Origin of the sequence: Paenibacillus sp. 276b (genome assembly GCF_900107875.1) — a bacterium.
In the GTDB taxonomy this organism is placed as follows: Bacteria; Bacillota; Bacilli; order Paenibacillales; family Paenibacillaceae; genus Paenibacillus; species Paenibacillus marchantiae.
Genome location: NZ_FNRR01000001.1, coordinates 1993146 through 2007586 on the forward strand (window position 1 = coordinate 1993146; position 14441 = coordinate 2007586).

The 14441-nt window shown below is 42.7% G+C and carries 13 protein-coding genes; 3 read left to right on the forward strand and 10 right to left on the reverse strand.

Going from position 1 to position 14441, the window contains the following annotated elements; all coding sequences use genetic code 11:
- The 5 genes from gnpA to BLV50_RS08385 all read right to left on the reverse strand — a co-directional run bounded on the left by gnpA (position 1) and on the right by BLV50_RS08385 (position 5629).
- Complete coding sequence (gnpA, locus tag BLV50_RS08365) at positions 1 to 2175, reverse strand: 1,3-beta-galactosyl-N-acetylhexosamine phosphorylase (RefSeq protein WP_090806956.1); 2175 nt, start codon at positions 2173 to 2175, stop codon at positions 1 to 3.
- A 14-nt stretch (positions 2176 to 2189) separates the two neighbouring features.
- Entirely contained in the window at positions 2190 to 2369 is a 180-nt protein-coding gene (locus BLV50_RS08370) for a DUF6903 family protein (protein ID WP_064640798.1), read from the reverse strand.
- 9 nt (positions 2370 to 2378) lie between these two features.
- Entirely contained in the window at positions 2379 to 3272 is an 894-nt protein-coding gene (locus tag BLV50_RS08375; protein ID WP_090806958.1) for a carbohydrate ABC transporter permease, read from the reverse strand.
- Between the two features lie 11 nt (positions 3273 to 3283).
- Complete coding sequence (locus BLV50_RS08380; protein WP_090806960.1) at positions 3284 to 4177, reverse strand: carbohydrate ABC transporter permease; 894 nt, start codon at positions 4175 to 4177, stop codon at positions 3284 to 3286.
- Positions 4178 to 4270: 93 nt separating this feature from the next.
- Positions 4271 to 5629 (reverse strand): carbohydrate ABC transporter substrate-binding protein, encoded by a 1359-nt coding sequence (locus BLV50_RS08385; protein WP_090806962.1) that lies wholly within the window; start codon positions 5627 to 5629, stop codon positions 4271 to 4273.
- Between the two features lie 228 nt (positions 5630 to 5857).
- Here BLV50_RS08385 and BLV50_RS08390 point away from each other — a divergent pair, with 228 nt between their 5' ends.
- A complete protein-coding gene (locus BLV50_RS08390) occupies positions 5858 to 6691 on the forward strand; it encodes an AraC family transcriptional regulator (protein WP_090806964.1) in 834 nt (277 codons plus the stop codon).
- Positions 6692 to 6808: 117 nt separating this feature from the next.
- On the opposite strand, the gene BLV50_RS08395 is transcribed toward BLV50_RS08390, so the two are convergent.
- The 4 genes from BLV50_RS08395 to BLV50_RS08410 form a co-directional block, all read right to left on the reverse strand.
- A complete protein-coding gene (locus BLV50_RS08395) occupies positions 6809 to 7756 on the reverse strand; it encodes an ABC transporter substrate-binding protein (protein ID WP_090806966.1) in 948 nt (315 codons plus the stop codon).
- Between the two features lie 32 nt (positions 7757 to 7788).
- Positions 7789 to 9096: an NtaA/DmoA family FMN-dependent monooxygenase gene (locus BLV50_RS08400; RefSeq protein ID WP_090806968.1), complete on the reverse strand. Its 1308-nt coding sequence runs from the start codon at positions 9094 to 9096 to the stop codon at positions 7789 to 7791.
- A 328-nt stretch (positions 9097 to 9424) separates the two neighbouring features.
- Entirely contained in the window at positions 9425 to 10396 is a 972-nt protein-coding gene (locus BLV50_RS08405; RefSeq protein WP_063562712.1) for an alpha/beta hydrolase, read from the reverse strand.
- A 233-nt stretch (positions 10397 to 10629) separates the two neighbouring features.
- Positions 10630 to 10899, reverse strand: a complete 270-nt coding sequence (locus BLV50_RS08410) for a CD3324 family protein (protein WP_064637360.1) — start codon at positions 10897 to 10899, stop codon at positions 10630 to 10632.
- Between the two features lie 529 nt (positions 10900 to 11428).
- Here BLV50_RS08410 and BLV50_RS08415 point away from each other — a divergent pair.
- On the forward strand, positions 11429 to 12541 hold the full coding sequence (locus tag BLV50_RS08415; protein ID WP_090806969.1) for a helix-turn-helix domain-containing protein: 1113 nt from the start codon (positions 11429 to 11431) through the stop codon (positions 12539 to 12541).
- Between the two features lie 15 nt (positions 12542 to 12556).
- On the forward strand, positions 12557 to 13480 hold the full coding sequence (locus BLV50_RS08420) for an alpha/beta hydrolase family protein (RefSeq protein WP_090806971.1): 924 nt from the start codon (positions 12557 to 12559) through the stop codon (positions 13478 to 13480).
- Between the two features lie 17 nt (positions 13481 to 13497).
- On the opposite strand, the gene BLV50_RS08425 is transcribed toward BLV50_RS08420, so the two are convergent.
- Positions 13498 to 14379, reverse strand: coding sequence for a phosphotransferase family protein (locus BLV50_RS08425; protein ID WP_090806973.1), 882 nt, complete (start codon positions 14377 to 14379; stop codon positions 13498 to 13500).
- Between the last annotated feature and the right edge of the window lie 62 nt (positions 14380 to 14441).

Below are 14441 nucleotides of genomic sequence, written 5' to 3' on the forward strand. Positions count from 1 at the left end.
TTATATTTCGTACCACTTGATCTCATTTGCATCCAGCTTCAGTGAGAAGCTGGAGCCATCACCGCGATAAACGACGGTTTCCTGTGGCTCATACGTATTATTCACCACGCAGAATTTGCCCTTTTCCACATAAGCATGAACCTCAACATTATAGTTCTCACTGAACCAGCTGTTCAGCTCCTGATCGCTGTGGGCGCTCCAAAGAATCGCACGATACAGCAAGCGGCTGTTCTCGAAGCTGTATGGTAAACCGCTTATATATACGCTTCGCCCGTCGCCGAATTCGTTCACCGCGAGTTGAACTTCCTTGTCCGTTTGACGAAGAATCGTAGTTCCTTCTAGGGCAAAAATATTTTTCTTTCCTTCGCCAAAGTTGATTTCCTTGCTTCCATCCGGATTGGTTTTACAATCTGCCGAAATGAAATGTTCATGCTCATCCCAGTTATATTTATCATAACCCAGCGTAAAGCCACGTTCTTCCTCTACACCGAGGATGTTGGCCAGTTGGAAAAAGCGCCCATTCGCCTGATGCGCTGTGGGTTCGCCAACACCGATAAATCCACCGCCTTCATAAACAAACCTTTTTATGGCCGTAACGATATCCGTATCCAGCCACCATTCTCCGCCCGTATAGGCTGTATCTGCATCCCCAACGTTTAATATGACGTCAATATCATCTAAGACGGACGGATTTTCTTTGATATCGTCGAAGCTGATGAATTTCACTTCGAAAGGTGCACCAGAGAGAGCTTCAATAATACCGGCATAACTATAATTTTGCTTGTAATAAAGTGCATGATGCACCATATGGTTCCCCCAGGCCCGCATTTTGCCCCAACAGTTGAGCACGGCTACCGACTTGACACAATACGGCAAGCTTCCCTGTACATTGTCATAGAGCGTACGGAACTCATCCGTAACGCTTTCTACATATTCAATAAACTCGGGAAAATCAAGGGCTAGCTTAAGATATCCGCCGTAGCCGATTCGATCGATCGGTTTGCGGAGAATCGCGCGTCGTGCGGTGACCCAATTTTCTTTGGCTTCCTTTACGGGGTCCCCGCCTGTATGAAAGGTATCCGGGAAAAAGTAAGGTAAGAAACGACCTTCCGTATATTGCACTCCCGGGATGTCGCTGATCAGTCTTAGTGTTGAACCGTTACCTACACTTCCGACTACGGCATCCAGACCGATCGATGCAAATTCCTCCATGAATGGTTCTGTGCCGATCCAATGATCACCCAGGAACATCATGGCCTCCTTACCGCATTCGTGAGTAATATCGACCATTTCTTTGGCAAGCCTCGCCACTTCACGACGTTGGAATGCTTGAAAATCACGGAACTCCTTCGTAGGTATTCGATAGGTGTTATTGTAGTAACCTTGGTCGATAATAAATTCAGGTCTGAACCTGTACCCGATCTCTTCCTCAAACTGTTCGAGGATATAAGGGCTAACTGAGGCAGAATAGCCGTACCAGTCCACATATTTTTCACGAGCGAGCTCATCAAAAACCAAGGTGAATTGGTGAAAGAAGGTTGTATAGCGAATCACATTGACATAAGGATGATCTTCGATAAACTTGCGAATTCGCTCCATCGTATACTCACGAGTCTTCGGTTGACGAACATCAAAGGTAATCTGATGCTCGACATCTTTCCATTCATTGGTGACCGCATTGTACATATGAACCGGATCCCACATAATATAAGCCAAAAAACTAACGGTATAGTCATGGAACGGCTGGGTTGTGATGGTGACATCGCCGATTTTGTCGTCATAGCTCCATTGTTCGGTCGGAACGACCTCTCCGGTTGTACGATCGATGACTTCCCACCAGCGCTGAATATCGTCGCGACAATTCACTTTGAGCATGTCGGGATAAATCCCCTTCATAAGGGAAATGGAAATGCTTTCGCCTTCAGCCGTATGAATGGGAGTCATCAAATACATTTGTTGAATCTCTTCAGGGTTGGCATTAGCCCATACGTTATCCTTACGGGTTGTATAATAAGTGGAATAGACCTTGGCATCAATATCCCGCAGCTCAGCGGGAAAGTCAGTTCCATCACAGTCACGCACAGCGTCGGCTCCCCAGCGTTTCATGATCTCCAGGGTTTGCGGAATAACGTCTAAATCAGTAGGGATCGTTACACGTCCTCTTTTTGTACTCATGGTTGAAAACTCCTCTATTTATATTTTCGGTTATATAGCCATAGCAGACCGATCAGCATAGCGAGCCCAAGCAACATGAGACCCAGTCCAGGGGCTCCAATGTTCTTTTGGCCGACAATGACCAATCCGATACCGACGATAAAAACAATCAGCATCAACAAATTACGCAAATAATTCTTTGTAAAGTCTTCCATCATCGCACCTTATCCTTTCAGCCCGCCCATCGTCATACCTTGGGTTAGCTTTTTTTGTACCAGAATATATATAATCAAGGTTGGAAGCATGACCAGCACCAGACCTGCATACATCTGACCATACTGAACTGCGGATTTTTGCGCTGCCATCAGGTTCATTAAGCCGACAGGTAATGTCTTCAGGGTCGGTTTGGTTAGGAGCGTCATAGAGATAATATATTCGTTCCAGTAGGACAGGAAATTGAACAGAATAACCGTTACGATACTGGGTTTGGCCATAGGCATAATGACTTGCACCATAGTACGGAAATAGCCAGCACCGTCCACCGAGGCCGCTTCCTCAAATTCTTTGGGCAGCGATTTAAAATATCCCGACATGAGATAGATCGTGAAGGGCAGTGCCATCGCAGCATAAACCACCGCAAGAATAAACAGGTTGTTCAGCAATACAGGGTGCCCCAGAATGCCGCGGAGCATCTTGTCGCCGTTATTAAGCATCAGAAATATAGGAACAATGATATAGTTTACATTAATAAACAAACCCGCCATAAACATCATATTCCAGAATCCGTTCCCTCTAAATTTAAAACGAGAAAGTACATAGGACGCAGGCAATGCCACCATAAGCAGAAGCACCAGTGCGATTACCGTCACCAAAACGGAATTGAGCATAAAAGAACCCATTTTTGCCTTGAGCCATGCATCAGCAAAGTTCTGTAAATGCATCCCGGCGGGAAGTGCCCAGGGACTGCCGTAAAACTCACTGTCTTGTTTGATGGAGGCCATGAATGCCCATAGAACAGGGATGAGGATGAGGATGGCTAAAGCGATCAGTATAACGTAAATGAAGCCTTTGTATAATTTGTCGCTAACACCTCTCCGTGAGCGGTTGTTTGTATTCATCTTATTCCCTCCTAAAATTCCAAATGCTCTCGTCTGGTAACTGCATTTAGTATCCCAGCAAGCGCAAACGAGAACAGGAACACAATTACACCGATGGCCATCCCATAGCCATAAGAGGAATTAGTATAAGCTTCTTTATACATATAACTGAGGAACACTTCGGTGGCACCGTCTGGACCGCCGCTTGTCATCGTCATCACGAACAAGAAACTCATGTTAATCGTACTGATGATGAAAAAGGTGAGCGTCGTCCGTATGTTCGTCCAGATTAAAGGAATGGTTATCTGGAAAAACTGAGCCATTCGCCCTGCTCCTTCAAGCCCTGCGGATTCATATAAGCTCTCTGGAATGTTGGCCATACTAGCCATGTACATTACCATGTAATAGCCGATCGCCTGCCAGATCATCGCGCCTGCAAGACTGAAAATAACCACTTTCTGATCCCCTAGCCATAGAATGGGCTCTGCTTGTAATCCGCGAAACAGCTTTAGCAATGAGTTCATAAGCCCGCTATTCGGATCGTAAATCGCTGAGAAGATCGCACTGATGACAACCACAGACAGAATGTTAGGAATATAGAAGATTACGCGTAAAACATTTTGCCCTTTGAGTTTTTCACGTGTGAGCATCGATGCAAACAGAAGTGCCAGAGCAAAGGTCACGATTGTAACCAGAACAATGAGCAGAACACTATTTTGAAAGGTCTGATAAAACTTATCGCTATGAAACAGCTTATTGAAATTCTGCAAACCTACGAAGGTTTTGTTATCGGTATAGCCGCCCCACTTGTACAATGACATCCGAAAGACATCGATCGTAGGAATAAGTAAGAAAATTGCAAAAAGGAGGACGGCGGGTGCTAGACAGAAGAAGATAAAACGTCCTCTTCCTTTTTTCATATCCATGGCTTTCTCTCTCCTCCCAAAGGTCAGATCATGGTGGTCAGCTCAGGTCGCCCACCATGATCCTGCTACATTCTCAAGGCCCAGGCCTCTTTATTATTTCAATGCTCCCCGCAAGGCGTCGCTTGCTTTAATGATTCCCTCAACCCACTGTTGCTGTGTTTTAGCACCTGTTACAAGGGAGTCAATGGACGCAAACACTGCATCCGATATATTCACCCCTTCAACTGGGTCAGTTGTTGCAAATGCACCCATAGCAGCCTTTGCCCCATTGTCATAGATGCTGTAGAAAAGCTTGTTGTCTCCATCCAATTTGTCGGACATACCTTTGATCGGTTGAATCGCGCCAACCTTTGCAAAAATGGCTGCTGCCTCATCGGAATAAAGATAAGCAATAAATTGTTTTGCCAGATCTGCGTTTTCCGCTTTGGCAGGAATCCAAATTTGTTCGAAGAAAGTATACGAATAACGGTCGCCACCGTCTTTTATTGCCGGAAGAGCTGTGAAGCCCCATTTGAAGCCTTCTGCTCGCGGAGCTTTGCTCATTTCGCCAACGACCCAAGTACCGTTAGGCATGAAGAGTGCTTTATTGTCCAGAATCAGTTGTTGGTTTTTGGTAAAGTTATCTTTGTTGGCATTTGCGGGAACCGTTTTTTCGGTGTAAGTAGCCAGTTTACCGATCAGTTCAACCGTTTGTTGAGCTTCTGGGGTTTGCCAAATGCCTTCGTTGTAATGCGTCACTTTAGTGAAGAAATCCGCGCTGCCCACCTCGTTGAGCAAAGCATAGAAGAAAGAGTCAAAGTAACCTGACGTCGGATAAGCAAATAGTGAAATACCCTCGGCTTTAGCTTGATCACCTAGAGCCCACATTTCTTCCCAAGTCGTAGGAACTTTCCAACCTTTTTGTTCAAACAAACCCTCGTTATAAAACAAACCGGTAGGGCTGTAGAACATAGGCATCAGATAGGTCTTTCCATCGTTATACGGATTCGTGATCGTTGTATCAGTGAAACCTGGAATCAGCTTATCCTTGACGGTTACACTTTCGCCGGGTATGGTCATGGACAGCACATCTGAAAGGTCAGTTAGGTTATTATCCTTTACAAAGGTTTCAGTCAAGCCCTTCGGCTGACCCGTTGCCAAATGGATAACATCAGGAAACTCACCAGATTTCATACCGGGTCCAATGACATCTTCAATATTTTTGTCAATCGTCGTTTCGACTTTCACGCCAGGATTGGCGCTTTCGAAGGCAGCCGTAATTTCTTTCCATACATCAGCCCCGTAAGCGGTTTCCAAAGCAGCTAGCTTAAGAGTACGTTGTTCCGTAGATGTTGCCGAGTTCGTGTTGGATGAATCCTTTGTTGAATTAGAGCCATTTTCAGAAGAGCTGCCGCAGGCTGCCAAGCTAAGAGTCAATGCTGCCGTGATCGCAAGGCTAAGAATTTTTTTCATTAATCCATTCCCCCTATATTTAGTGATCATACGTAACCGCTTACATTCTTTCTCGCCCTTTTAATTTATCTTAACGGCCTCTTTATATCTACATACATGTTGTCGTTGATTTTATATATCTTGCTAATATAATAAATTTATAAATTAACAATTTTTTCACAACATAAAACGTTGAAATTGGTTTAACTGTAGTTCACTAAATGAGATTGAGGAAAGGACGGACTGCAGATGGGAAATGTACGCTATTGGCTTCCCGGAAAGGGACGTGGAGAGATTCCCGCAAAGTTAATCTATGTTAGCTCTTCCATTTATGAAGGAGATTGGTTCAGCATTCGTCATTCACATAACTTCGCGGAGCTGTTTTATGTCCGAAGTGGACGAGGGAATTTCATCGTAGAGGATGAGATTTTTTCGGTGCAGCAGGACGATCTTGTCATCGTGAACCCGAACGTAGAGCATACCGAAGTATCCATTGGGAGTGACCCTTTGGAGTATGTAGTGCTTGGGGTTGAGGGGATGAGTTTTGATTTTGGAAAGCAAAGTGGAACCCGTAATCATGAAATTATCAATTATTCAAAACAGAGGAATGAACTCTTGTTGTATTTCAACGCTATGCTTTCGGAGACCGAAAACAAGGATGAGAACTATGAGGACGTCTGTCAAAACTTACTTGAGATTGTAATCATTAGTTTAATGAGAAGATCTGGTCATCCCTTCTCTGTTGTAACCACGCAAAGGGCTGACAAGATATGCAGCCGGATCAAGCGACATATCGACTCGAACTACGCGGAGGAAATCTCGCTCCACTCTCTTGCAGAAAAGGCGCATATCAGCAAATATTATCTGGCACACACTTTTGCTAAATATTACGGTATGTCACCTATTAATTATCTCAATGAGGTCAGGATTCGTGCGAGCAAGGAGCTACTAGAAACCACAGATCTTTCCATTGCTCAAGTTGCGGAATCCACTGGCTTTTCCTCTCAAAGCTACTTCTCACAAAATTTCCGCCGGTGCTGTGGCCTAACTCCAAGCGGTTATCGTCTTCAGACAAAAAAATGAGTTTAAATGAACCACTTTCCTGGTTAACTTAACTTTTCATCCGACCAGAACTTATCTTCCTGGATTCAAAAATCCGATTGCGCTCAGTATCAGCAATCGGACTTCTTGTATTATGAATTATTGTTCAGCTAATTTCAGGAAATACTCTGAAGCCAAACGAACAGCCAGAATACTCGCACTATTGAGGGAATTATCAAAGATAACAACATGGTTATTTTTTACTGCCTCCAGTGAGTTCCACACCTTCGAAGTTTCCTTTTCCTTAACGGCTGCCTTTGCGACATCAATATCATGCTGGACAATAATATAATCGGGATTCATGTCGTATAGTCCCTCCAGCGTAAGCGCCTCGCCACCCTCAGGATATCCCTTCGGTGCCAATAATCCAAAGCCTGCAGTTTGATTGTAGTACATTGTATTTTTAGATCCTTGAGCAATAAAATTAGCTTTTCCATCAACCCGTAACAAGGCAAAGGTCTTATCCTCAAGAGTACCTAAATGTTCTTTCGTTTGTGCTATCATTTCTTGGGTTTCCTTAATCAATTGTTCTGCATGCTCTTCTTTTCCAACAACCTCAGCGAGAAGCATCGTTGTTTTTTCCCAGGTATCGGTGTAGTCGATTAAGATGACTGGAGCAATCTTGTTCAACTCATCATAAATGGTATCCACAGACCCCTTAAAGGTTACAATCACATCAGGCTGCGCCTCAATAATCTTTTCCAAATTCGCTGAGTCGCTACTCAAATCAATAATATCAGTAGACCCGGCGTAAGGCTGTAAAGTTGCAAACTTCTCCATCGCTTCCGAAGCGCTTATTGATGCGATTGGAGGTGTATCCAGAGCAAAAAAGTAATCTAAGTATAATGGATGCAGCACCGCTATACGCTCTGGTCGTTTCTCAAGCATCACCCCATTATCGCTGGCATCCTCAATGGTTCTTGGCCATCCTTCACCCTCGATCTTGCTGACCTCAGGAGTAACTGCCACGGGCGTTTCGGAGCATCCAGCCAGTATCCCTCCTGCAAGTATAATTACAGTTAAAATCAATCCAGTTAGTCTTTTCATATGTTCTCCCCAATTACTGTGTATACAGTGTTTTATGAATTTCCTAAATGATCTCGCAACGTTTCCCCGGTATATTCACTTCTGAACAGACCTCTTTCAACTAACTTTGGAATCAGCTTTTCAAAAAATATTTCCATCGATTTTTCTGAACCGCCTGGCAGGGCGATGAATCCATCAATAGCACCAGCCTCAACCCGCTCAATAATATCATTCATTACGGTCTCGACTGTTCCCACAGATACCCAATGGGCAGATCCGACAATCTCAGGCCGATTCAGGATATCTTTTACTGTAGGCTGATATTTTGTAATATAACGGCGCAACAGCTCAGCATGTGTGCGACTGCGAACAGCCTGATCAGGATCAGGCAGCATATCCTCGGTTACGCGTTGATCTAAGGGGAAACTGCTTAAATCAAGACCCATCAACGATTTCAGAGATGCGTGTCTGCGCTCAAGACTTAAATGGGCATGAGCAGCCTTATGTAATTCAAGCGCTTCTTCGTGCGTATCGGCCAGGAAAAAAAATAACCCCGGCAAAACTTTAATCGTGTTCGGATCGCGCCCATGTTCTACAGCTCTTTTTCTCAAATCACTTCGCAATTCCACGCCCGATTCAAGATCCGGCATTGCCGCAAAAATAGCATCCGCTACGGAAGAAGCAAAATTCCGTCCAATATCCGAAGCACCAGCTTGAAACAGAGGAATGGTTCCCGATGGATGAGAAGGTAAAGTGAGTGGCCCTTTTACATTGAAAAATTCACCGGAATGATGAATAGCAGTCACTTTTTCCTTATCAGAAAACATGCCTGACTCACGGTCAATAACAATAGCCTCATTCGGAAAACTATCCCAAAGCTTGCATACCACTTCCGTAAATTCTATTGCCTTTGCATACCGTTCTTCCGGTGATGGCATTGGCGAATTCCCGAAATTATCGGCGCCTTCAATAGAAGTGACAATATTCCACCCGGCACGCCCATAACTTAGCCAGTTTAAGGACTGAAGCTGCCGGGCAACAACATAAGGCGGATTAAACGTGGTAGAAATGGTCGTAACGAGTCCGATGCGGTTGGTTTCACGAGCTATTGCTGCAAAAAACAAAGTAGGATCTGGGCTGCCGAAATTAGAAGAATCGCCTAACATCTGCGGGCTAATATACAGATAATCAGCTCTGAAAAGAAAATCAAGCTTAGAGTTCTCCGCCATTTTTGCCCAATGAATATAATAGTCAATGGTTCCTGTCTGCTCTACTCCGCTATCCGGGTGCCGCCAACCGTCACCTTTATTCCATGTTGCATTTAAGGACAATCCAATACATAGTTGTCTGTTTGAAGTCATTTCTACCAACCTTTCTTAGTTCTTATCATTGTTTTGCTCCAGAAAGCCCTCCGGTCAAATTTAGCCACCATCTAATAATAATGATTCTCATTATCAAAACAAAGTTTAGCAAGGATTCAAGCAAATTTAAATACACAACTTACAAATTCGATATGCACAATTATCTAAACTATGGTTGGACGGCAAAAGGTCTGGTTCTTGCCCCACGACAAAACAAAAAAAGCCGCATTAATGCGACTTTTATCTTTCAACACTCTAACTTGTGTCATTTGTACTGCTTCCACCCTATTGTCTCGGTTCCGATTCGACCTCTAAATTAGTCTTATAATCAAAGTAACTCCAGAGCTTTCAACAAGGCATACTCACTAGAGGTGGCACCTATTTGAGAAAAATGTGCATTCGGAAACATTGGCGCCAAATGATGATATCCAGGAAGTACTTGCAATTCGATCAAAACACCGTCAAAGGCAAGTTGTTTGGCAAATAATAAGGTTTCATCTATGAACAAATCAATGCTGCCTATGCTCATATAAGTGGGTGGTAAACCGGCAAGAGATTTTGCACGCGCTGGCACGTAATATTCACTTGTTTCCTCTTGTCCGGGTTCGTGACCTAAGACAGATTTCCAGCCGAAATAATTGCTTTTTTTGGTCCAAACAAACTCGCCGGCATAAGGATGGTCTGGCAAAATACTTGTACGGTCATCGAGCATTGGGCTGCGCAGTCTTAGATGATGGATGTCGAATTCCTTCTGGTCGCGAATGTACAGGGCTAACCCCGCTGCTAATCCACTACCGGCGCTGCTGCCTGCAAGAGCGACTTTCTCGGTATCTATCCCTAATTCCTCGGCATGCTCGATGCACCATTTCAGGCCGGAATAACAATCCTGTAATTGACTTGGCTGAATATGTTCTGGCGCTAGCCGATAGTAAACAGATACACAGCAAAAACCATGTTGCACAGCCAGTGCCGCATTGCTTTGGCGTTCACCGACCGGACTGCCCATAACCATTCCCCCACCATGAATCGAATAATATAACGGCATCTTACTGTTCTTTGGTTGGAGGGGTTTAATAATTTCGATACGAATATCAGGACCACCAAAATAACTTGGAACCGCCCTTTCTTCGAATGTGACTGGAAACAGCTGCGTTACATCGATTTGCTGCATCATTTTTGTTTGACTTTTCCGTGCTTCCATTAGTGTGGCAGCGGAAAGATCGGTGGCTGGTATTAAATCAATTGCACTTATTATCTCCTGATCGATCAGATGTCTGCTTCTGCTTTTTGGTTCATTCATATTTACTGTTTCCTCGCTCTCTTAATTATGTCCAATGAAGTACTGCTCTCTCCAATGGTCCAGTATTCCCGATTTGAATCCAGATCAAAAGTTACATTTTCTCTCACTGTATCGACTCCTCTTCTGCCTAATCCTATTGTAAAGAGTGCAATAAGCTATTTAAATGAAAACAATAAGTTAGAATCGTTTTTGACATAAAAAACACTGATGAATTTCTTCATCAGTGCCGTGTACTACTTATTTTTGGAATAAACAATTTTCTTAATGGTTTCGATAGAGAGAAAGTAGTCCTTAGCAAGTTGCTCAATGCTGCTATTACTCTTAAAGGCTTGTCTAATAGTGGCATTTCGGTGATCTAACCATTGCCTTCCGCCACTCAAACTTCCCCAATGATTATATTCCTTTTCCTGTTTTGGGATGTAAATCGTCTCTCCCTGGACATACTCTTGAATCATTATTATTAACTTTTCGGGCAATATTTTTTTAGCGTTTGTATATTTCACTCTGCTTCACTCCTTATTTTTGAAAATAAGGTGCAAAGCCAAAATATTAGAAAAGCTTATTTAGCGTTAGAAAAGATTTAACCCCATGCAAAGTAACGCTTCTCCAATACTGGCTTTGCACAAGTGAAGCAAGTCACAGACAATCTTAACAGATTCTCCATCAGTAAAGCACCTCCCTTTTTACGTTGCCAGTATAGCATAAATATAAATACTTCGAACCATTTCAAGATTAATGTTTAGTCATTCCTATGGATATATTGAATTAACTTGACTTTACCGGGATCGATATCGAATGTCATAAACTCCTTCGCATTTGGAGGATTGTGTGGACTAAACCATAACTTGGCTGCGGCTTCTGAATTTTTTGATAATACTGAGTAATCGCCATTTGTATGGACGGATTAAGTAACGTCAAAGATACCCTTACCTATCAAGTTTCCCAATGGTTGATTTTTTTAACACAAGTCAACGACAAGTCGCTTGGGAGTTGATTTTATAAACCGTATAATCATAAGCAGAGGTGACGTTAATGAACGAAATTAATTTAGCATTGATCCTTGTAGCAAAACGCAGAGAAAAAGGATTAACACAGGATGCGGTTGCTGCATTTATCGGTGTTTCCAAAGCGTCTGTTTCCAAGTGGGAAACGGGACAAAGCTATCCTGACATCACATTTCTGCCACGGCTTGCGGCCTATTTTAACATTAGCATTGATGAATTGATGGGTTATTCCCCGCAAATGGAGCAGTCGGACATCGCAAAGCTTTACACCCGACTGGCCAATGATTTTGCTGCCCTTCCTTTTGATGAGGTAATCGCTGAATGTACGGCGATCATCAAAAAATATTACGCCTGCTTTCCGCTTTTATTGCAAATGGTTAAGCTGTACACAAATCACTTCACGCTGGCGAGAACACAAGAGCAAAAAGAGACTCTTCTTAACGAAAGCGTGACCCTGTGTGAACGGATTCAGGGCGAAAGTGGCGATATGCACCTTTCCAACGATGCGATTTTGTATCAGTCGGTTTGTCATCTTGCGTTAAGGAGCCCTCAGCCTGTCTTAGATTTACTTGGGGAGACTGTCCGGCCCCTGATGCCTAAGGGCGTGTTAATTTCCCAGGCATATCAGCTTATGGGCAACATCGGCAAAGCCAAAGAAACCTTGCAGGCTGAACTGTATCAACACGTAATGGCAGTCTTTCAAGGGCTACTGAACGTCCTACAACTAAATATTAATAATATCGAAAAAGCCGAAGCAGCTTTTATGAGAGCGTCCGATTTTGCACGGATTTTTGATATGAAACGGCTAAATCCAAACAATGTCATTCTGCTTTACGCACTAGGCGCTCATCTATATTGCGTGAACAAATCACCCGAAAAATCGATTGAACTTCTTGAAAAATATGTGGAAACCTGCGTGGAAGGATTCTTTCCATTTGAGCTTCATGGGGATTCCTTTTTTGACCTGATTGATCCGTGGCTGAAAGATTTCGACGTCGCCGCTCCCCGCAGCGAGCAGGTTATAAAGAATAGCATGATGAGGGATGTTCTGATGAATCCAGCGTTCGATTCTTTACGTGAAGTTCCCGAATATCAACGACTAGTTCAGAAAATGAATCATTTTTTAGAAGAAACATGTTAATTGGAGGTTATGGGAATGAACGAAAAACTAATCATTGGCAAAGAAACGAAGTATCCTCTAAATGGAATTTTGTCACTGCCGGAGGATTGCTCATCAAAAGTTCCGGCAGTAGTACTAGTACATGGCTCTGGGCCTGCGGATATGGATGAAAAGGTGGGGAATAACTTCCCTTTTAAAGACCTCGCCGAAGGGTTGTCAGACAAAGGAATCGCCGTGCTACGATATGACAAAAGAACATTCGTCTATGGAAAAGAAATGAAAAACGATACCGGCTTATCCGTTAAAGAAGAAACGATTGAAGATGCTATCCTCGCAGCAGATTTATTGCGCAAAGATCCACGTATTGATACCAACCAAATATTCATTATAGGTCATAGTTTAGGCGGGATGTTAGCTCCACGAATTGATGCAGAAGGTGGACATTTTGCTGGGATCATTATTATGGGTGGGTCTCCACGCAAGTTAGAAGAGATTCTAATGGATCAAAACAACGATGTTTTAGACTCATTAAATAAGTTTTTGAAAATGATTGCGAAGAAACAAATAGCAGCACTATCAGCTAAGTTTGATAAAATTTATAAATTAAGTGATGAAGAAGCGAAATCAACTGTGGTTTTGGGGAAATATTCTAGAGCCTTCTACTTCAAAGAGATGGGAGAACATCCCTCCATTAATTACCTTAACGTATTAGATAAACCCGTACTCATTTTGCAAGGAGATCAAGATTTCCATGTATCCGTAGACAAAGATTTTAAGGTTTACAAAGACCTATTGGGTGAAAAACCAAACGTAACGTTTAAACTTTATCCCAACTTAAATCATTTATTTATGCCAGCTGTTTATGGAGAAATATTAAAAATGAAAAAAGAGTACAAAGTTGCACAGCATGTAGATAAGAACGTGATCAATGACATTTCCGAATGGATTCATTCAATTTAGGAAAAAGCCATCAATAATCAGTAACTGACTGATTTCTTCAATACTTCTATACTTTCCTGAAGGAACGATTGATTTTTTTCAACTCCTCTGTTTTTACACCAAACAACGGCACTGAAAGCATCATAGAAATTATAAAACGGCAATACGATTTCGAGATTTAACATGTTCCGAATGGTTTGATAACCTTCGAAGTACGGGGACTTCGTTCTCGGGTTTACTTCCCAAATATATCTATTGATTTTAGTAAAGTCTATTTCAGAGGAGCCACCCCGAGCACTCTCAAAATCAATAATGCCAGTAACCTTGTTACCATTCACCAATATATTCCCAGGTCGAAAATCCATATGTACCAAACAGGGTCCGTCAGGATCAGGTAAAGCAGAGAACACGCCATCAAAATGAAGAATACATCGTTCATACAATGCTGGTTCGAGGAGCTCTTTGCAGGGCTCTTTCCACTTTTCAAAATTATTTTTGATATGTAGTCTCCAATTATTTTGGTCAAGAATATTAAATCCATCGGTTGAATGGTATCCATATCCTGGAGTTTTTACCTCATGAAGCATTGCATGATATACACCCATTTGAAAAGATAGCTTTTCATCCATATTTTCTGTACAAGGCACCCCTTGAATTGCAGAGAGAAGCAATGCTCCAGTATTACTTTCATCCCCATACCAAATGTCCAATACCTTAGGAACAGGTATGACGTCCTTCAATATTTCAAGCATCTGAAATTCGCGAAATAGCTTATCCTTGTTATATGGAATCTTAACATATACGTCTTCTCCACTAAGAAGAGTAAGTTTATATACATCCGAACTAAATGATTCCGGAACATTTTCAATATTCAAGACATTCAATTTGAGCTTTTCTATAACGTTTAGAATGGAACTCATGTGGCACCTCCTTTATTTGCGTTCTAATATAAATCAGCGAGCCCTTTTGATGTGGCTCGCTG